This window comes from Kitasatospora sp. NPDC032150 (genome assembly GCF_055579945.1).
In genome coordinates this window covers 415,416-435,269 of sequence record NZ_JBVIMH010000001.1, presented here as the reverse complement: position 1 = coordinate 435,269, position 19,854 = coordinate 415,416, and the positions used below count along the sequence as shown (strand labels likewise).

Below are 19,854 nucleotides of genomic sequence, written 5' to 3'. Positions count from 1 at the left end.
CTCATTTCATGGAATGAATCAGTCCACTATTCGGATGTTAGTGGACCGCGGGTCGCCGGCCGTGCGAATCTCTTGCCATGCCTAGCGCCGGAGCCACCCTGGTAGGTCGACTGCACGTCGATCTCCTTCGCGTGTCCAGCGCCATCTGTCCGGTGACCTGAGCCCCACCCCCGCTGCCACCACCGCACCCGGCGCCACCACCTGCCATCCCCGCAGACGCGGACGAAACGGCGCCCTCCGGCCGAGGTCACCGCCTGCCTGCGTCTCTTGATATTCGCAGGTCAAAAGCGGTTTCGCGGCCGGGATTGCCAGCCCCGCCCCCAGCCTGCTGCCTAAGGACGACACCATGGCAACCACTCCCGAGACGGTCGAGCCCGCGGCCGAGAGCGCACCTGTTCGCCGCCCCGCCGCCGCCCGCAAGGCGACCCGCCACCGTGGCGAGGGCCAGTGGGGCATGGGCCACTTCACTCCACTGAACGCCAACGAGCAGTTCAAGCAGGACGACGACGGTCTCAATGTGCGGACACGTATTGAGACGATCTACGCGCACCGGGGCTTCGACTCCATCGACCCCGCCGACCTGCGCGGCCGGATGCGCTGGTGGGGCCTGTACACCCAGCGCAAGGAGGGCATCGACGGCGGCAAGACGGCCATCCTGGACCCGCACGAGCTGGACGCCGAGTACTTCATGCTGCGGGTGCGCATCGACGGCGGCCGGCTGACCGTCGCCCAGCTGAAGGCGATCGGCGAGGTCTCCGAGGAGTACGGCCGGGGAACCGCCGACCTGACCGACCGACAGAACGTCCAGTACCACTGGATCCGGATCGAGGACGTGCCGGCTATCTGGCGGAGGCTGGAGGCCGTCGGCCTGTCCACCACCGAGGCCTGCGGTGACACCCCGCGCGTCATCCTCGGCTCGCCGGTCGCCGGTGTCGCCGAGGACGAGATCATCGACGGCACGCCCGCCATCGAGGAGATCCACCGCCGCTTCATCGGCAACCCCGAGTTCTCCAACCTGCCGCGCAAGTTCAAGTCCGCCATCTCCGGCTCGCCACTGCTCGACGTGGCACACGAGATCAACGACGTCGCCTTCGTCGGCGTGGTGCACCCCGAGCACGGCCCCGGCTTCGACCTCTGGGTCGGCGGCGGACTCTCCACCAACCCCAGGCTGGGCGTGCGACTGGGCGCCTGGGTACCGCTGGACGAGGTCGCGGACGTCTTCGGCGGGGTGATCGCCATCTTCCGCGACTACGGCTACCGCCGGCTGCGCAACCGCGCCCGGCTGAAGTTCCTGGTCGCCGACTGGGGCGCTGCGAGGTTCCGTCAGGTACTGGAGGACGAGTACCTGCGCCACCGGCTGATCGACGGCCCCGCCCCGAAGGAGCCCAGCGGCCGCTGGCGCGACCACGTGGGCGTGCACCGACAGAAGGACGGGAGGTTCTACGTCGGCTTCGCCCCCCGCGTCGGCCGGGTCAACGGCAAGCTGCTCTCGCAGATCGCCGACCTCGCCGCCGAGCACGGCTCCGACCGGCTGCGCACCACCGCCGAGCAGAAGATGCTGATCCTCGACATCGCCGAGGACCGGGTCGAGTCGCTGGTGGCCGGACTGGAGGCGCTGGACCTGCGGGTCACCCCCTCCCCGTTCCGCCGCGGCACCATGGCCTGCACCGGCATCGAGTACTGCAAGCTCGCCATCGTCGAGACCAAGGAGCGCGGCCGCACCCTGATCGACGAACTGGAGCGGCGCCTGCCGGAGTTCGACGAGCCGCTGACCATCAACATCAACGGCTGCCCGAACGCCTGCGCCCGGATCCAGGTCGCGGACATCGGCCTCAAGGGCCAGCTGGTGACGGACAAGGACGGCGAGCAGGTCGAGGGCTACCAGGTGCACCTCGGCGGCGCACTCGGCCTCCAGGCCGGGTTCGGCCGCAAGGTCCGCGGACTCAAGGTCACCAAGGACGGCCTGCCCGACTACGTCGAGCGGCTGCTGACCCGCTACCAGGCCGAGCGCCGCGAGGGCGAGCGGTTCGCCCAGTGGACCGCCCGCGCCGACGAGGAGGCGCTGTCGTGAGCGAGCGCGCGGCACCGTTCTACTGCCCGTACTGCGGGGACGAGGACCTGCGCCCGTCCGAGTCCGGCCACGGCGCCTGGGAGTGTGCGGCCTGCCGCCGGGCCTTCCAGCTGAAGTTCCTGGGACTGCTGTCGACTGCCGACGGGAGCACGGCACATGAGCGGGAGTAGCGAGCGAGTCGGTGGGAGCCGCGCATCGTGCGAAGGACCCGACGGGCGAAGCGAGGAGGGGGCGTGAGCACTGATCTGGAGGAGCTCGCGAACCGGGCCGGCCGCGAGCTGGAGGAGGCCACCCCGCAGGAGATCCTGCGCTGGGCCGCCGACACCTTCGGCAAGCGGTTCTGCGTCACCTCCTCGATGGCGGACGCCGTCGTCGCCCACCTGGCCTCGACCGTGTTCCCCGGCGTGGACGTGGTGTTCCTGGACACCGGCTACCACTTCGCCGAGACCGTCGGCACCCGGGACGCGGTGGCGGCGACCCTCCCGGTCAACGTCATCACGCTCACCCCGAAGCTCACCGTGGCCGAGCAGGACGCCCGGTACGGTCCCGCACTGCACGACCGCGACCCGGACCTGTGCTGCTCGCTGCGGAAGGTCGAGCCGCTCAACCGCGGCCTCGGCGGGTACGACGCCTGGGCGACCGGCCTGCGCCGCGACGAGTCGCCGACCCGCGCGGGCACCCCGGTGGTGTCCTGGGACGCCAAGCGCCGCAAGGTGAAGATCGCGCCGATCGCCCGCTGGACCCAGGACGACGTGGACGCCTACGTCAACGCCAACGGGGTCCTGCTCAACCCGCTGCTGTGGGAGGGCTACACCTCCATCGGATGCTCGCCGCTCTCCTGCACCGCCAAGCCCGCCGAGGGCGAGTCGGGCCGGACCGGCCGGTGGGCCGGCTCGGGCAAGACCGAGTGCGGCATCCATTCCTGACGATGCGTCAAATCGACTATCCGCAAAGGACATCACCGTGATGACAGCCAACACCTTGGCCGCCCGGGGAGCCGCGGAGGCGGCCCCAGCGGCCGCCCCCTGCGAGCGCGGCGCCACCGTGTGGCTGACCGGGCTGCCCAGCGCGGGCAAGACCACCCTCGCCTTCGCCCTCGCCGATCGGCTGCGCGCCGGGGGCCACCGGGTCGAGGTCCTGGACGGTGACGAGATCCGCGAGTTCCTCTCCAAGGGACTGGGCTTCAGCCGGGAGGACCGGCACACCAACGTGACCCGGATCGGCTTCGTGGCCCAGAAGTTGGCCGCCAACGGCGTCAAGGTGCTCGCTCCGGTGATCGCGCCCTACGCCGACTCGCGTGCCGCCGTCCGCGAGCGCCACGCCGCCAACGGCACGGAGTTCCTGGAGATCCACGTCGCCACCCCCGTCGAGCTCTGCTCCGAGCGCGACGTCAAGGGCCTGTACGCCAAGCAGGCCGCCGGCGAGCTGTCCGGCCTCACCGGTGTGGACGACCCGTACGAGGCCCCGGAGAACCCGGAGCTGCGGATTCAGACGCAGGACCGTTCGGTGGCCGAGTCCGCCGCCGAGCTGCACCAATTCCTGACCGAGAGGGGTCTGGCTTGATCTCCACCCTGACCCCGAAGGGCCAGAGCCTCCTCCGGTCGCCCGGCGGACCTTCCTGCTTCGCGGCCGACGGCCTCCGGAACGAACCCAGGACGAGGTCCTGCACCAGCTCCACAGGCATCACTTCCCGCCGACCCGGCGGTAGCTCCAGCCGACCGGCTGGACCTGCAGAGTTCATCACCGTTCAGCAGAGCGTTAGGAGTCTCGCATGACGACGGCGACCCGGAGCCTGGTGGACACCACCGAGAACCCTCCCCCGGCCGCCGGCCGGGGGTACCCCCACGCGCTGTCGCACCTGGACGCCCTGGAGGCGGAGTCGGTGCACATCTTCCGCGAGGTGGCGGGGGAGTTCGAGCGGCCGGTGATCCTGTTCTCGGGCGGCAAGGACTCGATCGTCATGCTGCACCTGGCGCTCAAGGCCTTCGCGCCGGCGCCGATCCCGTTCTCGCTGCTGCACGTCGACACCGGGCACAACTTCCCCGAGGTCATCGCCTACCGCGACCGGACCGTCGCCGAGCACAACCTGCGGCTGCACGTCGCCTCCGTCCAGGACTTCATCGACCGCGGCCTGCTGCGCGAGCGCCCGGACGGCACCCGCAACCCGCTGCAGACCGTTCCGCTGCTGGACGCCATCGAGAAGAACCGCTTCGACGCGGTCTTCGGTGGCGGCCGCCGCGACGAGGAGAAGGCCCGCGCCAAGGAGCGGGTCTTCTCGCTGCGTGACGAGTTCGGCGCCTGGGACCCGCGCCGCCAACGCCCCGAGCTGTGGTCGCTCTACAACGGCCGCCACGCTCCCGGCGAGCACGTGCGCGTCTTCCCGCTCTCCAACTGGACCGAGCTGGACGTCTGGCAGTACATCGAGCGCGAGGACATCGACCTCCCGGAGATCTACTACGCCCACGAGCGCGACGTGTTCGCACGGGGCGGCATGTGGCTGACCGCCGGCGAGTGGGGCGGCCCCAAGGAACACGAGACGCCCCAGCGGCGGCTGATCCGCTACCGCACCGTCGGCGACATGTCCTGCACCGGCGCCGTCGACTCCGACGCCACCGACATCCAGGCCGTCATCGCCGAGATCGCCGCCAGCCGCCTCACCGAACGCGGCGCCACCCGGGCCGACGACAAGCTCTCCGAGGCCGCCATGGAAGACCGCAAGCGCGAGGGGTACTTCTAACCATGACCACCACCCCCCGTCTCGAGAACACTGGCGCCACCTCGCTGCTGCGCTTCGCCACCGCCGGATCCGTCGACGACGGCAAGTCCACCCTGGTCGGCCGTCTGCTGCACGACTCCAAGTCCGTACTGGCCGACCAGTTGGAGGCCGTGGAACGCGCCTCCCAAAGCCGCGGCCAGGACACGCCCGACCTCGCGCTGCTCACCGACGGCCTGCGCGCCGAGCGCGAGCAGGGCATCACCATCGACGTCGCCTACCGCTACTTCGCCACCCCCAGGCGCCGTTTCATCCTCGCCGACACCCCCGGCCACGTGCAGTACACCCGCAACATGGTCACCGGCGCCTCCACCGCCGAACTGGCCGTGGTGCTGGTCGACGCCCGCAACGGCGTGGTCGAGCAGACTCGCCGCCACGCCGCCGTCGCCGCCCTGCTGCGCGTCCCGCACGTGGTGCTGGCGGTCAACAAGATGGACCTGGTCGACTACGCCGAACCCGTCTTCGCCGCCATCGCCGAGGAGTTCACCTCCTACGCGGCCTCGCTCGGCGTCAAGGACGTCGTCGCCGTCCCGATCTCCGCACTGGCCGGAGACAACGTGGTCGAGCCGTCCGCCCGCATGGACTGGTACGGCGGCCCGACCCTGCTGGAGCACCTGGAGACCGTCCCGGTCGGCACCGACCCGAGCCTGGAGCCGGCCCGCTTCCCCGTCCAGTACGTGATCCGCCCGCAGAGTGAGGAGTACCACGACTACCGCGGCTACGCCGGGCAGTTGGCCTCCGGCGTGCTGCGGGTCGGCGACACCGTCACCGTCCTGCCCTCCGGCCACACCACCACCGTCACCGCCATCGACGCCCTCGGTGCGGAGACGGACATCGCCTGGGCCCCCCGGTCGGTCACCGTCCGCCTCGCCGACGACATCGACATCTCCCGCGGCGACCTGATCGCGGCAGGCCAGGCTCCCGTGCCCACCAAGGACATCGAGGCCACCGTCTGCCACCTCGACGAGCGCCCGCTGCGCGCCGGGGACAAGGTGCTGCTCAAGCACACCACCCGGACCGTGCGCGCGCTCGTCAAGGACATCTCGTACCGCATCGACATCAATGCGCCGATCAGCGAAGGGGGCCTCGAACAGCGCTCCGGCGCCGAGGGGTTGAACGTCAACGACATCGGCCACGTGACGCTCCGCACCGCCGAGCCGCTGGCTCTGGACGAGTACGCGGACAACCGCCGCACCGGCTCGTTCCTGCTGATCGACCCGGCCGACGGCACCACCCTCACCGCCGGCATGGCGGGCGAGGCCTTCGAGACCGTACGCGCCACCGAACGCGTTGAGGAGGAATGGGTCTGATGCCCAGCGAGGCGTTCTCGGGCATGGACGAGGAAGGCGACCGCACCGGCAGGGGGTACCCCCGCGCGAAGCGTGGGGGAGGGTCCCTCGGCAGCGGCCGGGGCGGTCTGAACCGATGTGCGGGCGGACTCGGGCGCTGAGCCCCGCCACCGGGCCGTCCCTTCGCCGACCGCCCGGCCTGCCCGGCATCCCGACGCCGGCCGCACACCACCCCGACCTCCACGAACAGGACGACTCCCATGGCACCGAACCCGGCGATCCCGCATACCCGCAAGCGCCCCGGCCCCGGCCGGATCAGACGGTCCGCGACCGCCGCCGTGGCGGCCCTGACCACCGTCGGCCTGCTCTCGGCCTGCGGCTACGGCTCCAAGGCGGCCGACTCCACCCCCAGCGCGGCCCCGGCCGCCTCCTCGGGCGCGAAGCTCTCCGCCGACAGCGTGAAGATCGGCTACTTCCCGAACCTGACCCACGGCACCGCACTGGTCGGCCTGGGGGACGGCTTCTTCCAGAAGGAGCTGGGCGCCACCCGGATCAGGGCCCAGACCTTCAACGCCGGTCCGGCCGAGATCGAGGCGCTGAACGCCGGTTCCATCGACATCGGCTGGATCGGCCCCTCCCCCGCGGTCAACGGCTACACCAAGTCGAACGGACAGTCGCTGCGGATCATCGGCGGCTCCGCCTCCGGCGGCGTCAGGCTGGTGGTCAACCCCGACCGGATCAAGTCGCCGGACGACCTCAGGGGCAAGAAGATCGCCACTCCGCAGCTGGGCAACACCCAGGACGTCGCGCTGCTCAACTACCTGGCCGGCAAGGGCTACCGGGTCGATGCGCAGACCGGCGGCGGGGACGTCTCGGTGGTCCGCACCGACAACAAGGTCACCCCCGACGCCTACAAGTCCGGCTCCATCGACGGCGCTTGGGTGCCCGAACCGACCGCCTCCAAGCTGGTCACCCTCGGCGCCAGGGACCTCCTCGACGAGAAGTCCCTGTGGCCCGACGGCAAGTTCGTGATCACCAACATCATCGTCTCGCAGAAGTTCCTCAAGGAGCACCCGGACGTGGTCGAGGCCGTACTGCGCGGCTCGGTGAACGCCAACGCCTACATCAAGGCCAACCCGGACCGGGCCAAGGCCGACGCCAACGCCCAGCTCAAGGCAGACAGCGGCAGCGCGCTGGACGCGGCGGTCCTCGACCCGGCCTGGCAGGACATCGACTTCGTCGACGACCCGCTGGCCGCCACCCTGCAGACCGAGGCCGACCACGCGGTGACCGCCGGACTGCTCAAGAAGCCTGACCTGGCCGGGATCTACGACCTGACCCTGCTCAACAAGGTGCTCCGGGCCAAGGGCCGACCCGCCGTCGCGGACGCCGGACTCGGCGCCAAGTAGCCGCCCCGCACAGCTCCGTGGCCCGCCCCCGCTCCGTCCCCGTCGATGCCCAGTCACCGGACGGAGCGGGGCCGGGTCCCGGCCCGAGCCTCCGCCCACCCTCCCTCCTCGCCCGCCAACGGCGGAAGGAGGCCCGACCACTCACGCAGGAGGTGCCCGGCATGACCCCGGCACTGACCACCTCGCAGGCCGCCATCGGCAGTGGGCCCGCCGGCCACGCCCCCGCCATCCGGCTCTCCCACGTCCACAAGACCTACGGCCGCCCCGGCACCGCCGCCCCGGTCCTCGACGACATCTCCCTCGACGTCGGCCCCGGCGAGTTCGTCACCCTGCTCGGCGCCTCCGGTTGCGGCAAGTCCACCCTGCTCAACCTGATCGCCGGACTCGACCGGCCCACCACCGGCACCATCGAAGTCCCCAGCGGCCGCCCCGCCCTGATGTTCCAGGAACACGCCCTCCTCCCCTGGCTGACAGCGGGCCGCAACATCGAGCTCGCCCTCCGCCTGGCCGGCATCCCCCGCCCCGAACGCCGCCCCGAAGCCGAGCGCCTGCTCGAACTCGTCCGCCTCTCCGGCTCCTACGGCAAACGGGTGCACGAACTCTCCGGCGGCATGCGCCAGCGCGTCGCCCTCGCCCGCGCCCTCGCCCAGGGCAGCCGCGTCCTGCTGATGGACGAACCGTTCGCCGCCCTGGACGCCATCACCCGTGACGTCCTGCACGACGAGATCACCCGGATCTGGGCCGAACGAGAACTCACCGTCCTGTTCGTCACCCACAACGTCCGCGAGGCCGTCCGACTCGCCCAGCGCGTCGTCCTGCTCTCCTCCCGCCCCGGCAGAGTGCGCCGCCAATGGCACATCGACCTGCCCCAGCCGCGCCGCATCGAGGACACCGGCGTCGCGGACCTGTCCATCGAGATCACCGAAGAACTGCGTGGGGAGATCCGCCGCCATGGCAAGCACTGACACCGCACCCGTGCAGACGGAAGCCTCCACAGCCGACAACGCCCCGGCCGAAGACACCCCGGTCAGCACCGAGGACCTCGGCGCCGGCCTGGACGCACTGGACAGCGTCACCATCCAGCACGCCCCGATCACCCGGACCCTGCGGGAGAAGGTCCTCCCCCCGGTGATCGCCATCGCGCTGGTACTCGGCCTGTGGCAGCTCGCCTTCACCCTGCACCTCGCCGACACCTACAAACTGCCCAGCCCCGCCATGGTCTGGCACTCACTCACCGACCTCTGGTACGCCGGAACGCTCTTCTCCATCATCTGGACCAGCCTCTGGCGCGGCATCTCCGGCTTCCTCGCCGCCGTCGCCATCGGCACCCCGATCGGACTCCTGGTCGCCCGGACCAGGCCCGTGCGAGCCGCGATCGGCCCGATCCTCTCCGGCCTCCAGTCCCTGCCCTCGGTCGCCTGGGTGCCCGCCGCCGTCATCTGGCTCGGCATCAACGACTCCGCGATGTACGCCGTGATCCTCCTCGGCGCCGTCCCCTCCATCGCCAACGGCCTCGTCTCCGGCATCGACCAAGTCCCCCCGCTGTTCCTGCGGGCCGGCCGCACCATGGGCGCCACCGGCCTGACCGGCGCCCGCCACGTCCTGCTACCCGCCGCCCTCCCCGGCTACCTCGCCGGCCTCAAACAGGGCTGGGCCTTCTCCTGGCGCTCCCTGATGGCCGCCGAACTCATCGCCTCCTCCCCCGACCTCGGCCTGGGCCTGGGCCGCTACCTGGAGAACCGCCGCGAGGACGTCGACATGCCCGGCGTCCTCCTCGGCATCATCCTCATCCTCACCGTCGGCATCGCCATCGACCTACTCGTCTTCTCCCCGATCGAACGCACCGTGCTCCGCAGCCGCGGCCTACTGACCACCAACCGCTGACGCCGGACCACCCGACCTTCCACCGCCGACGTCCGATCGCACCGAGGGGCCGCACATGTCCACGAGCAGACCGCCCGCCTCCGCCCCGGCCCGCCTCACCACCGGCCCCGGCACGGTGGCGGCCTGCCCGGAGACGTCCGGCCCCTCGGCCGGGATCGCCGCAGGCCCCCAGCGCCGCGACCGCACACACGAAGGACCCCGCCCGCTCCCGAAAGCGGCACCAACTCCCCTTCCCCGTACGGCGCTCCGGGCTCCCGCCCTGCTGCTGATCGCCCACGGCAGCCGCGACCCCCGGCACGCCGCCACCGTGGACGTCCTGGTCGAACGGCTGCGCCTGCTGCGCCCCGGACTGGAGATCGCCACCGCCTACCTGGACCACTGCGCCCCACGCATCCCCCAGGTGCTCGGGCGGCTGGACGGCACCCCCGCGGTCGCCGTACCACTGCTGCTCAACCGGGCCTTCCACGCCAAGAGCGACATCCCGGCGGCACTGCGCGAGGCCGGTGCCGAGCTGCCGCTGGCCGAGGTCCTCGGCCCGTCCCCGCTGCTCCTCGCCGCCCTCGACCGCCGCCTGGCCGAGGCCGGCCTCGACGTGCGCTCCGCCGCCGTGCGCGCCCGCACCGGCGTGGTCCTGGCCGCCGCCGGGTCCTGTGACCCAGCCGCCGACGCCGCCACCCGGGCACTCGCCGCCGACTGGCGGCGCACCCGGGGCTGGGCCGCCGTCGAGGTCGCCTACGCCTCGGCCGGCGGTCCACGCGTTCCCGAGGCCGTCGCCGCCCTGCGCGCCTCGGGCGCCACCCAAGTCGCCGTCGCTCCCTACCTGTTGGCGCCCGGCCTGCTCCCCGACCGCATCACCGCGGCCGCCGCCGAGGCCGGTGCCGACCTGGCCGCCCCCGTCCTCGGCGCCGCACCGGAACTCGCCCGCCTCCTCCTGCACCGGTACGACCGGGCGCACCGGGCAGCCGACCGGACCACCGCCCTGATCGCCTGAACGGTGTGCCGCCCCCGCGCCGACCTGGCGTTCTTTGCGCTGCGCTCCGGCTCGGTGAGACTGTGCGATGTGACATCGAATCAGACAGGCCCGCTCATCGGCGGAATATTCGGACTGATCTTCATCCAGGCGAACGCCGGTGACCTCCCGTCAGCCATCGGAATCCCGCTGCGGGCACTCGGGGTAGCCGCGTTCCTCGGACTGCTCGCCGCACTGCGCAGGGCCCCCGCGCCCCGGACCACCGAGACGCCGCAGCGCACCTTCGGACGCGGCTACTGGCTCGTGGTGGCCGCCGAGGTGATCGTCGGAGCGGCCGGAATCGCCGTCATCAACGCCGTGCTGCACGCCCCGCACGCGACGGTCGGCTGGATCGCCCTCGTGGTCGGCGTGCACTTCTTCGGCCTCGCGGCCGTCTGGCGGACGGCCGCCCTGCGCCTGCTGGCCGCGGGGATGTCCCTGTGCGGCGCCGCCGGTCTGGTCCTGACCGCCTGCGGCTCCTCCCCCGCCGTCATCGCGGCGGTCGCGGGCATCGCCCCGGGCGCCCTGCTGCTCGCCTCCGTCTGGCGGAGCGCCCTCGCCGAGCCGGCGCTCCCGAACACCCCCGCCTGATCCAGGACACCCCGCACACCGAGCCGTTGGCGCCGGGTGCAGCCCACCTCACCGGCCCGGGGCTGCCCCGGTCTCGGCCGTCGGTGCGCGCCGCCGGACCACCGTCACTTCAGGCCGGCGGCCATCCGTCCAGGACGGCCGACAGCCGGTCGCGAGCCCAGTCGTCCCGGCAGGCCGCCTGCGCCGCCCGCAGGCCCGCCTCGAAGCGTGAGGCCAGGTCGGACAGCGCGGCCCGGGCCGCGAGGCTCCGCGGAGTCGGCCGGCCGGCCCGGAAGTCCTCCTCGCTCGCGTAGTCGAGCGGGGCCAGCACCCACGGCCAGGCGCCCGCCGCACACACCTGCTGGTACGGGTCGCCGTCCTCGACCGCCCGGGCCAGGCTCTCCTGCACCCGCCGGCGCCCGACCGACTCGACCAGCACGGCGGCCAGCGAGCGTGGCGAGCTTCGGTCGTCGTCACTCACCAGCGCCCGGAGCACGAACTCGTAGTGGCGCTCGACCAGTGCCCGCCGCCCGGTCAGCTCCCGGACGGCCGACTGCCGCTTGTGCCCGATCCGGTGGTACTGCGGAAAGTACGGCTCCCGCTGGGCGAACGCCGCCACCCTCGGGTCGTCCGGCTCCGTCCAATCGACCCCGAGGGCCCGCAACAGCTCGTCCAGGCAGCCCTCCTGCCTTGCCAGCCGCGCGCCGAGTTCCATCCGTCCCCATCCGTCGAAGAGATCGCACCCGAGCTCCACGGACCGGCCGTCGGGACCCGCCGAGGTCCGCGCCCGGCCCGCCGGGCCGCAACAGGAGCCCGGTACCGGGCGGTTCGGGCGGTCACCGGACAATCGGCGGCCGCACTAGCCGTGTTGACGCGGTGCGTCAGTCCGCCTTGCGGCGCTGGCGGCCGGTGCCGTAGTTGGAGCCGCTCTTGGCGCCCGAGCCGGGCTTGGGGCGGCCCGAGGCCTTGCCGATGAAGCCGGCGGCCATCCGGCGGCCGCCGCCCTCGACGGCGCCCGAACCGGCTGCGCCGAAGCGCTGCTTGGGGCGCGGCCGCTTGGCGTTGCCGTTGACGTCCACGTCGGTGGGCAGGCCGGAGCGGCGCGGCGGGCGGCGGCGGGCGGGCGCCGCACCGGTGGACGCCGTACCGGAGGGTGCGGCCGGGGCGGCGGCCGGTGCGGGCTGGACCACGGCCGGGATCGGGAGGACGGCGACACCACTGGGGGTGCGCGCACCGGTGATCCGGGTCAGTTCGGCGTCGGTGGGACGGACCTTGGTGATGGTGGGCCGGATGCCCGCGGTGGACATCAGGCGGTTGACCTCGCGGCGCTGCTCGGGCAGCACCAGGGTGACCACGGTGCCGGACTCGCCGGCCCGCGCGGTGCGGCCGCCGCGGTGCAGGTAGTCCTTGTGGTCGATCGGCGGGTCGACGTTGACGACCAGGTCGAGGCCGTCGATGTGGATGCCCCGGGCGGCGACGTTGGTGGCGATCAGTGCGGTGACCTGGCCGTCGCGGAACTGGTCCAGGGTGCGGTTGCGCTGCGGCTGGGACTTGCCGCCGTGCAGCGCGGCGGCCTGCACACCGTTGGCCCGCAGCTGCTTGGCCAGCCGGTCGGCGCCGTGCTTGGTGTGCACGAACATGATCACGCGCCCCTCGCGGGCGGCGATCCGCGCGGTGGCCTCGGCCTTGTCGGCCGGGTCCAGCTGGATCAGGTGGTGGTCCATGGTGGTCACCGCGCCGGCCGACGGATCCACCGAATGGGTGACCGGGTCGGTCAGGAAACGGCGCACCAGGCGGTCGATGTTGCGGTCCAGGGTGGCGGAGAACAGCATCCGCTGCCCACCCTCGGCGACCTGCTCCAGCAGCTTGCTGACCTGCGGCAGGAAGCCCATGTCGGCCATCTGGTCGGCCTCGTCCAGGACGGTGACGGCGACCTGGTCGAGCTGGACGTCCTGCCGGTTGATCAGGTCGTCCAGTCGTCCGGGGGTGGCGACCAGGACCTCGGTGCCGCGCCGCACCGCGTTGGACTGCTTGTTGATCGACATGCCGCCGACCACGGTGGTGATCCGCAGGTTGACCGCGGTGGCGTACGGAGTGAGGGCCTCGGTGACCTGCTGGGCCAGCTCGCGGGTGGGCACCAGCACCAGGGCCAGCGGGCGGCGGGCCGAGGCGCGCTGCCCGGCGGTACGGGCCAGCAGCGGCAGGCCGAAGGCCAGGGTCTTGCCGGATCCGGTCCGGCCCCGGCCGAGCACGTCGCGCCCGGCGAGCGAGTCGGGCAGGGTGGCGGCCTGGATCGGGAAGGGCTCGGTGACGCCCTCCTTGGTGAGCGCGGACACCAGTGCCTTCGGCATGTCCAGCTCGGCGAAGCTCTCGGCGGCCGGGCGGGCCGGGGTGCCCTCGATGACGGTGAAGTCCTCGGCCGCCTGCGGCGCGGTGGTACGGGCCCGCGGGGCCCGGCGCGGCCCGGACGACCCGCGGCCGGCCGATCGGGTGCGGTCCGCACCGGAGCGTTCGGTGCCGCGGGTGCGGTCGGTGGTGCGCTGGCGGTCCGTAGCACGGTTGCGCGGCGGGCGGGCAGGGGTGGTCATGGGCTCTCCAGTCCTGTTCGGCCGATGGCCGCGGGTACCGCGTGATGATCGCAGAGGATCGCGGATCCCGTGGCGGCAGGCCATGGGTCGTCGCCCCCGGCCGGAGGCTGGGGGGGTGGGTCGGCCGTCAGGGTGTGGAGGTGCGCCGCCCCGGCCGTTCGGCGGCATGGGCGAGGGCCCGCACCTTGCGGCGCGGGCCCTCGCTTCGCGACTCAGACTGTCGGCGAGTGCCGAAGTCAGCCGATGACGCGGATGTTCTCGGCCTGCGGGCCCTTCTGGCCCTGGGTCACGTCGAACTCGACGTGCTGACCCTCGACCAGCTCACGGAAGCCCTGGGCAACGATGTTCGAGTAGTGGGCGAACACGTCCGGGCCACCCTCGGCCTGCTCGATGAAGCCGAAGCCCTTCTCGCTGTTGAACCACTTCACGGTGCCGGTAGCCATGACCGTCTCCTTCTTTGGGGAATCGGGACACGCACCTCGCGAGCCCCGGGTCGCCGCGATCCCCATCCGGAGACAAAACACCGGACAAAACAAATGCGCCTGTTGGTTGGTACCAGCAGGCGCACACAAACGTTCATGGGAACCAAAACTGCAACTGCCTCGACTGTAGCACGGTGGGCCGTCAAATGATCGGAGAAGTTTCCCTCGCCACAGTGTCGGCGCACCGGGTTTACCTGCACGGATAAGGGGGCACGCGGCCAGTTCACCGCATGCCCCCCTGCCCTTCACTCCGGGCAACCTCCTACCGGCTGCCACTCACCCTCAGTGATGACCGGCGGGCTCCCGGTCGTCCTCGTACGGGACGCCGGCCAGCGGGGCCTGGGCACCGCGTCCGGGCATCGCACCGTGGCCGGGCCACCAGGCGACTCGGCCGAGCAGCGCGGTCACCGACGGGGTGAAGAAGAGTGCCATCACGAAGGCCGCGACGAGGATGCCGAAGGCGATCGAGAAGCCGATCTCACTGAACAGGACGTTGCCGGCCAGCATGAAGGTGGCGAAGGAAGCGGCCAGGATGAAGCCTGCCGCACCGACGGTCGGACCGCCGTGGCGGATCGCCTCGGCCGCCGCCTCACGCGGCGAGCGCCCCTCTGCGGCCTCCTCGCGCAGTCGGGCGACCATCAGGATGTTGTAGTCGGTGCCGATCGCCACCACGAACAGGTAGATGAAGATCGGCAGCATGAACATCAGGCCCGGCTGGTGGACCACGTGCTGGAAGATCAGGCTGGTGGCACCGAGCGTGGCGCCGAAGCCGAGACCCACCGAGGCCATCAGGTACCAGGGGGCCACCACGCTGCGCAACAGCAGGCCGAGGATGACCATGATCAGCAGGCCGGCGAGCGGGAAGACCAGCTTGTAGTCGTGCGCCATCGCCGTGTTGATGTCCTTGTTCACCGAGGTGCTACCGGCGACAAGGGCCCTGGTCCCGTCCGGGGCGTCCGCGTGGGCGGTGTTCCGGAGCTTGGTCACGGTGTCGAGAGCCGCGTTGCTGGCGGGGTCGTCCTTGAGCATGACGGTGAAGTCCGCCGTGGCGCCGTCCTTGCTGAGCTGCGGCTCGGGCAGCACCTGGGCGACGCCCGGGACCTCGGCGAGCTTGCCCGCATAGGTCTTCAGCGCCCCCTGGTCGAGCTTGGCGCCGTCGGTGGCGCTGGTCACGAGGACGTGGCTCGGGTCGGCCGCACCCGCCGAGAAGGCGTCCATCATCTTGGTCTGGACGACCATGGACTCCTTGCTCTTCGGCATCGAGCCGCCGCTCAGGTCGAAGGTGCCCTTGTAACCGAGCGCGGCCACGGTGAGCGCGATCAGCACACCACCGGAGGCCATGGCGACCATGGCGGGACGGCGCTGCACCATCCGGCCCAGAGCGGCGAAGCGGGCACCCTCGCGCTCCTCCATCCACTTCTTGCCGGGCCAGAACAGGGCCTTGGCGGGAAGCACCGAGAGCACTGCGGGCACCAGGGTGACCGAGGCGATGGCAGTGGTGATGACGGCGATGGCGAGCGCCGGGCCGATCGACTTGAACATGCCGAGGCTGGAGAGCACCAGCACCGCGAAGGCGGCGGCGACGGCACCGGCGGCGGAGGTGATCGCCTCGCCGACCCGGCCGACCGCGTTGGCCACGGCCGTCTTGCGGTCCTCACCGGCCCGCAGCCGCTCGCGGTAGCGGAACATGAGGAAGAGGAAGTAGTCGGTACCGACACCGAGCAGCACCACGAGCAGCATCGCCGACATGGTGTTGTCGGCCTTCAGGCCGAAGAACTTGGTGGCGTAGCTGATCAGGCCGTTGGCGGTCGGCGAGATCACCAGCATGATCAGCAGCAGCGGCGCCAGCGCGATCAGGACGCTGCGGAAGATGATCGCGAGGATCACCAGGATCAGCACGAAGGAGCCCATCCCGATCAGGGCGTTGGCGAGCCCCGAGGAGTCCTGCATGTCGAGCGCGGACGCCGCCGGGCCACCGACCCGGAACTTCAGCCCCGAACCGTCCGCAAGCTTGCCGCCGTCCGTGCGCAGGTCCTTGGCGACGTCGAGGTAGTCCTGCCCCTGCGTGGCCTTGTTGATCGCGACCATGGACAGCGCGTACTTGCCGTCCTTGGACGTGCCCTGCGGGCCTACCGGGAGGATCTGGTCGACGTTCTTGATGTGCTCGTCGGTCAGACCCTGGACCACCTTCTTCATCGTGGTCTGGTCGGCCGCATCCAGCTTTCCGCCGTCGGCGCGCTCGAACAGCAGCAGGGCGCCGGGCGAGAAGTTGGCCGGGAAGGCCTTCGCCTGCAGCTGGGCGGCCTGGATGGACTCGTAGTGCTTGGGCAGGAAGGCGCTCTCGTCGTTCTGCGCCGCGACCGTCGGTGCGGTCACCATGAGCGCGATCGCGCCGACGAGCCAGACGGCGATCACCCACCACGCCCGCCTGACGACGAATTGTCCTATTCGGTGGAACATGCTCGTAGCGCCTCCTGGGCATGGTTCACCGCAGCCCTCGGGGGACGGGACATCGGGCGACGGCTGGACCGGGGCAGAGCAGGGCTCTAGCCGGTCGGCAAGTAAGTGAGTAAGTGCATCCTACGGAACGCTTACTTGCCGACCGGCAAGTGGCCCCCGCTGGATCGTGCCCCCTGGGAACCGGAATCCGGCCCCGGTCCATCGTGGCCTCTTGACCAACCCCGACGCCTCGTGCTCGGGGTGGAGATCCCTCCCCCTCAGGGTGGATCCATCCCCTACCCACAAGAAGGAGAACCTGTCCCTGAGGAGTAGGGAGAACCCCGGGTCCCCCCGGTTCCGGCCGTCGTTCCCGCCCCTGACCCGGGTCCGGGGAACCCCGAGACCGGCCCCGGACCCCCATGCGCCATGATTCACTCCATGACCGCCTTCGACGGACCGCACGCCCGGGCCCTGCTCACCACCGCCTGCGCCGCCGCCGGGCTGCCCGACCCGGTGGACGCCCGGCTGCTGGCCCTCGGCGAGAACGCCGTCTTCGATCTGGGCGACCCCGCCGTGGTGGCCAAGGTCGGGCGCGGCCCCGAACTGACCGAGCGCGCCGGCCGCGAACTGGCCGTGGCCGACTGGCTCGGCCAGCAGGACGTGCCGGTGGTCCGCCCCTACCTGCCCGAGCCGCTGGTCGCCGACGGACACCCCGTCACCTTCTGGCACCGGCTCGACCCCGCCGCCAAGGCCGCGGCACCCGCCGACCTCGCCCCGCTGCTGCGCGCCCTGCACCGGCTGCCCGACCCGCCGTTCGAGCTCGGCCGCCGCGATCTGCTCGCACCCGTGGACCGCTGGCTGGCGAGCGCGGACGGCCATATCGACCCGGCGGACGCCGCCTTCCTGCGCGAGCGCAAAGCCGACTTCGCCACCGCGATCGCCGAGCTCACCCCGCAGCTGCCGCCCGGCGTGATCCATGGCGACGCCCTGCCGCGCAACGTCCAGCTGACCGCCGACGGGCCGGTCCTGCTCGACCTGGAGAACGTCTCCCACGACCTGCGCGAGCACGACCTGGTGGTGCTCTCCCTCAGCCACGACCGCTACGGCGTCCCCGCCGAGGACTACCTCGCCTTCACCACCGCCTACGGCTGGGACGTGCGCGACTGGCCCGGCTTCGCCGTACTGCGCGGCGCCCGGGAGACCGCCAGCGCCTCCTGGGTCGCGCAGCAGGTCCCGGGCAACCAGGCTGCCCTCGGCGAGTTCCGCCGCCGGGTCGCCTCGCTCCGGGACGGCGCCACCGCGGTGCGCTGGTACGCCTTCTGATCCCCCACCAGCCGCTCCCTTCCCTCCCGCCCCAAGGGTCGTCTCCGTACGCACCTCGAGGAACCGCACCCCGACGGCGCACGTCGTACCGGTTGCTGCCCGCACTCCCCCGGGGCAGCCGGTACGACGTCAGGAGCCGTCGCCATGCGGATACCCAGCCCTCGGTCACCTATCGCCCACGCCCTCGGGTACGGCCTGGCCGTGCTGCTCGCGCCCGCCCTGCTGGCGGGCTGCGGCCCCACCGACCCCCACGCCGCCGGACCGGTGGCGCCCGGCGCGTCCGGCTCCGCCACCCCGTCCGCCACGTCCTCATCCGCCGCAGCCCCACCCGCCGCGTCCCCAGCCACTACGAGCGCCGCTCCGTCCGCCGGGGGCAGGACGTCCGCGGCACCCGCCCCGATCCAGACCCCGACTCCGGACCCGCCCGGCAGCACCGCATCCGCGCCACCACCGGCCGCCCCTACCCCGGGCGGTACGACCTCGATCGTGTACCGTGCCGCCTCCGCCGGCCGTACCGTCGCGCTCACCTTCGACGACGGCCCGAGCCAGTACACCGCACAGATCCTCGACCTGCTCGCGCAGTACGGCGCGCACGCCGCGTTCTGCCAGATCGGCCCGCAGGCGTCCGCCCGGCCGGCCGCCGTGAAACGCATCCTGGCCGAGGGGCACCGCCTCTGCGACCACACCGTCCACCACCCGCAGCCGATGCACACGCTGTCGCACGAACGGCAGGTGTACGAGATCGCGGCGGCGAAGGAGATGATCGCCGGGGCGGGCGGGCCGGGCACCGAGGTCGCCTGGTTCCGCGCGCCCGGTGGGGACTTCAGCGCCGAGAACCGGCTGATCGCCGTTCAGCACGGGATGCGCCCGCTCGGCTGGTCGGTCGACACCCGCGACTGGTCCCGTCCCGGGGTCGCCTCGATCGTCGCCGCCGTACAGCACGGCCTGAGGCCCGGCGGGGTGGTGCTCATGCACGACGGCGGCGGCGACCGCAGCCAGACCGTCGCGGCGCTGCGCCAACTCCTCCCCTGGCTCACCGCCCACGGCTACACCTTCGACTTCCCCGCCGCCTGAACCGCCGGGGCACGCGCACTCCGCCCACCGGCACCCCACCGCTCTCCCGGGGGTGCCGCCCACGTCTCAGCGCAGCGGCCACCGCGGATCGATGACGGCCTCGGCGTCCTTGCCCTTGCGCAACCAGGCCTGGAGGCCCTCGGCCCAGGCGCGGTGCCAGTCGATCTGACGTGCGTGCAGCTGTTTAACCGTCAGATCGCCCACCTGGGACGGATAGCGCTCACCGAGGGCGACGGCGACCCGGACGGCGGCCAGTGCGTCGCTGCCCGCCTCATGGGCGTCGGCCAGCTCGACCCCGTACACCTCGCAGACGTGCTGGAGGGTGCGGGAGCCCTTGCGGTAGCGGTCCACCGAGCGGTCGATCACCAGGGCGTCCACCACCGGGCCCACGCTGCCACCGAGGCGGTCGCCGAGGGAGCGTCGGCCGTGGCGGCGCAGCTCGGCATCGAGCAGCGAGAGGTCGAAGGGCGCGTTGAAGGCGACCACGGGCTGCCCGAGCGCCAGCCGGTCACACAGGGCGGTGGCTATCTCCTCGACGGCCTCGGCCGCCGGGCGGCCCTGCGTGCGGACGTGCTCGTCGCTGATGCCGTGGATCGCGGCGGCCTCCGCCGGGATCGGCACCCCGGGGTTCACCAGCCAGCCGAACGATCTCTCGGCCCGGCCGCCGAGGGTCTCCACCAGGGCGGCGGTGACGATCCGCGAGTGCGCCGGGTCGGTGCCCGTGGTCTCCAGGTCGAAGCCGACCAGTGGCTCCTTCCACCAGCTCATCTGGGGTGTGTCCTTCCGTCCGTTCGCCGTGGTCTGTCCCTCATCATCGCGGGTGCCTGTGACAGCCGGGCCGTGGAAGTCGGACCGTGACAATCCGCGGACGTGGGGGGGGGGGGGGGGGGGGGGTGTCCGGGGTGGGGATGTGGCGCGAGGGGGGAGGGTTGTAAAAGGGAGA

19 protein-coding genes are annotated in these 19,854 nt (G+C 72.0%); 14 read left to right on the top strand and 5 right to left on the bottom strand.

The window, feature by feature from the left end:
• Positions 1 to 77: 77 nt before the first annotated feature.
• From ACZ5ON_RS01875 to ACZ5ON_RS01820, 12 genes are all read left to right on the top strand, one after another.
• Positions 78 to 161, top strand: a complete 84-nt coding sequence (locus ACZ5ON_RS01875) for a putative leader peptide (protein ID WP_317634116.1) — start codon at positions 78 to 80, stop codon at positions 159 to 161.
• A gap of 185 nt (positions 162 to 346) precedes the next feature.
• Positions 347 to 2,071 (top strand): nitrite/sulfite reductase, encoded by a 1,725-nt coding sequence (locus ACZ5ON_RS01870; RefSeq protein WP_465583627.1) that lies wholly within the window; start codon positions 347 to 349, stop codon positions 2,069 to 2,071.
• A complete protein-coding gene (locus ACZ5ON_RS01865) occupies positions 2,068 to 2,241 on the top strand; it encodes a hypothetical protein (RefSeq protein ID WP_465583624.1) in 174 nt (57 codons plus the stop codon). Before ACZ5ON_RS01870 ends, ACZ5ON_RS01865 begins: the two co-directional genes overlap by 4 nt.
• Positions 2,242 to 2,304: 63 nt before the next feature.
• Positions 2,305 to 2,997: a phosphoadenylyl-sulfate reductase gene (locus ACZ5ON_RS01860; protein WP_465583621.1), complete on the top strand. Its 693-nt coding sequence runs from the start codon at positions 2,305 to 2,307 to the stop codon at positions 2,995 to 2,997.
• Between the two features lie 40 nt (positions 2,998 to 3,037).
• On the top strand, positions 3,038 to 3,634 hold the full coding sequence (cysC, locus tag ACZ5ON_RS01855; protein WP_465583616.1) for an adenylyl-sulfate kinase: 597 nt from the start codon (positions 3,038 to 3,040) through the stop codon (positions 3,632 to 3,634).
• Between the two features lie 208 nt (positions 3,635 to 3,842).
• The gene (gene cysD / locus ACZ5ON_RS01850) at positions 3,843 to 4,808 is read left to right on the top strand and encodes a sulfate adenylyltransferase subunit CysD (protein ID WP_465583613.1); all 966 of its coding nucleotides are present in this window, start codon (positions 3,843 to 3,845) and stop codon (positions 4,806 to 4,808) included.
• A 2-nt stretch (positions 4,809 to 4,810) separates the two neighbouring features.
• Positions 4,811 to 6,154 carry a sulfate adenylyltransferase subunit 1 gene (locus ACZ5ON_RS01845; protein WP_465583609.1) on the top strand — a complete coding sequence of 448 codons (1,344 nt, stop codon included), beginning with the start codon at positions 4,811 to 4,813 and terminating at the stop codon, positions 6,152 to 6,154.
• A 239-nt stretch (positions 6,155 to 6,393) separates the two neighbouring features.
• Entirely contained in the window at positions 6,394 to 7,542 is a 1,149-nt protein-coding gene (locus ACZ5ON_RS01840; RefSeq protein ID WP_465583606.1) for an aliphatic sulfonate ABC transporter substrate-binding protein, read from the top strand.
• Between the two features lie 161 nt (positions 7,543 to 7,703).
• Positions 7,704 to 8,507, top strand: a complete 804-nt coding sequence (locus ACZ5ON_RS01835) for an ABC transporter ATP-binding protein (RefSeq protein WP_465583603.1) — start codon at positions 7,704 to 7,706, stop codon at positions 8,505 to 8,507.
• The gene (locus tag ACZ5ON_RS01830) at positions 8,494 to 9,426 is read left to right on the top strand and encodes an ABC transporter permease (RefSeq protein ID WP_465583600.1); all 933 of its coding nucleotides are present in this window, start codon (positions 8,494 to 8,496) and stop codon (positions 9,424 to 9,426) included. Before ACZ5ON_RS01835 ends, ACZ5ON_RS01830 begins: the two co-directional genes overlap by 14 nt.
• A 259-nt stretch (positions 9,427 to 9,685) precedes the next feature.
• Positions 9,686 to 10,417, top strand: a complete 732-nt coding sequence (locus ACZ5ON_RS01825) for a sirohydrochlorin chelatase (protein ID WP_465583973.1) — start codon at positions 9,686 to 9,688, stop codon at positions 10,415 to 10,417.
• Between the two features lie 69 nt (positions 10,418 to 10,486).
• Positions 10,487 to 11,026 carry a hypothetical protein gene (locus tag ACZ5ON_RS01820; protein WP_465583596.1) on the top strand — a complete coding sequence of 180 codons (540 nt, stop codon included), beginning with the start codon at positions 10,487 to 10,489 and terminating at the stop codon, positions 11,024 to 11,026.
• Between the two features lie 109 nt (positions 11,027 to 11,135).
• Here the strand turns inward: ACZ5ON_RS01820 and ACZ5ON_RS01815 are convergent, their stop codons facing one another.
• The 4 genes from ACZ5ON_RS01815 to ACZ5ON_RS01800 form a co-directional block, all read right to left on the bottom strand.
• Entirely contained in the window at positions 11,136 to 11,720 is a 585-nt protein-coding gene (locus ACZ5ON_RS01815; RefSeq protein ID WP_465583593.1) for a hypothetical protein, read from the bottom strand.
• A gap of 166 nt (positions 11,721 to 11,886) precedes the next feature.
• Positions 11,887 to 13,593 (bottom strand): DEAD/DEAH box helicase, encoded by a 1,707-nt coding sequence (locus ACZ5ON_RS01810; protein ID WP_465583589.1) that lies wholly within the window; start codon positions 13,591 to 13,593, stop codon positions 11,887 to 11,889.
• A 236-nt stretch (positions 13,594 to 13,829) separates the two neighbouring features.
• Positions 13,830 to 14,036 carry a cold-shock protein gene (locus ACZ5ON_RS01805; RefSeq protein ID WP_449800023.1) on the bottom strand — a complete coding sequence of 69 codons (207 nt, stop codon included), beginning with the start codon at positions 14,034 to 14,036 and terminating at the stop codon, positions 13,830 to 13,832.
• 321 nt (positions 14,037 to 14,357) lie between these two features.
• Positions 14,358 to 16,535: an MMPL family transporter gene (locus ACZ5ON_RS01800; protein ID WP_465583584.1), complete on the bottom strand. Its 2,178-nt coding sequence runs from the start codon at positions 16,533 to 16,535 to the stop codon at positions 14,358 to 14,360.
• Positions 16,536 to 16,952: 417 nt separating this feature from the next.
• On the opposite strand from ACZ5ON_RS01800, the gene ACZ5ON_RS01795 reads away from it, so the two are divergent.
• Complete coding sequence (locus ACZ5ON_RS01795; RefSeq protein WP_465583576.1) at positions 16,953 to 17,837, top strand: phosphotransferase; 885 nt, start codon at positions 16,953 to 16,955, stop codon at positions 17,835 to 17,837.
• A gap of 144 nt (positions 17,838 to 17,981) precedes the next feature.
• On the top strand, positions 17,982 to 18,911 hold the full coding sequence (locus tag ACZ5ON_RS01790; RefSeq protein ID WP_465583571.1) for a polysaccharide deacetylase family protein: 930 nt from the start codon (positions 17,982 to 17,984) through the stop codon (positions 18,909 to 18,911).
• Between the two features lie 66 nt (positions 18,912 to 18,977).
• Here ACZ5ON_RS01790 and ACZ5ON_RS01785 read toward each other — a convergent pair whose 3' ends face one another.
• The gene (locus ACZ5ON_RS01785; RefSeq protein ID WP_465583568.1) at positions 18,978 to 19,679 is read right to left on the bottom strand and encodes an exonuclease domain-containing protein; all 702 of its coding nucleotides are present in this window, start codon (positions 19,677 to 19,679) and stop codon (positions 18,978 to 18,980) included.
• Positions 19,680 to 19,854 lie beyond the last annotated feature (175 nt).

Bases quoted from the DNA above. Each gene is read 5' to 3' on its own strand.
- ACZ5ON_RS01785 (WP_465583568.1), bottom strand. From the start codon at position 19,679: ATGAGCTGGTGGAAGGAGCCACTGGTCGGCTTCGACCTGGAGACCACG.
- ACZ5ON_RS01835 (WP_465583603.1), top strand. From the start codon at position 7,704: ATGACCCCGGCACTGACCACCTCGCAGGCCGCCATCGGCAGTGGGCCC.
- ACZ5ON_RS01845 (WP_465583609.1), top strand. From the start codon at position 4,811: ATGACCACCACCCCCCGTCTCGAGAACACTGGCGCCACCTCGCTGCTG.
- ACZ5ON_RS01805 (WP_449800023.1), bottom strand. From the start codon at position 14,036: ATGGCTACCGGCACCGTGAAGTGGTTCAACAGCGAGAAGGGCTTCGGC.
- cysD (WP_465583613.1), top strand. From the start codon at position 3,843: ATGACGACGGCGACCCGGAGCCTGGTGGACACCACCGAGAACCCTCCC.
- ACZ5ON_RS01810 (WP_465583589.1), bottom strand. From the start codon at position 13,593: ATGACCACCCCTGCCCGCCCGCCGCGCAACCGTGCTACGGACCGCCAG.
- ACZ5ON_RS01815 (WP_465583593.1), bottom strand. From the start codon at position 11,720: ATGGAACTCGGCGCGCGGCTGGCAAGGCAGGAGGGCTGCCTGGACGAG.
- ACZ5ON_RS01840 (WP_465583606.1), top strand. From the start codon at position 6,394: ATGGCACCGAACCCGGCGATCCCGCATACCCGCAAGCGCCCCGGCCCC.
- ACZ5ON_RS01875 (WP_317634116.1), top strand. From the start codon at position 78: ATGCCTAGCGCCGGAGCCACCCTGGTAGGTCGACTGCACGTCGATCTC.
- ACZ5ON_RS01795 (WP_465583576.1), top strand. From the start codon at position 16,953: ATGACCGCCTTCGACGGACCGCACGCCCGGGCCCTGCTCACCACCGCC.
- ACZ5ON_RS01830 (WP_465583600.1), top strand. From the start codon at position 8,494: ATGGCAAGCACTGACACCGCACCCGTGCAGACGGAAGCCTCCACAGCC.
- ACZ5ON_RS01790 (WP_465583571.1), top strand. From the start codon at position 17,982: ATGCGGATACCCAGCCCTCGGTCACCTATCGCCCACGCCCTCGGGTAC.
- ACZ5ON_RS01870 (WP_465583627.1), top strand. From the start codon at position 347: ATGGCAACCACTCCCGAGACGGTCGAGCCCGCGGCCGAGAGCGCACCT.
- cysC (WP_465583616.1), top strand. From the start codon at position 3,038: ATGACAGCCAACACCTTGGCCGCCCGGGGAGCCGCGGAGGCGGCCCCA.
- ACZ5ON_RS01800 (WP_465583584.1), bottom strand. From the start codon at position 16,535: ATGTTCCACCGAATAGGACAATTCGTCGTCAGGCGGGCGTGGTGGGTG.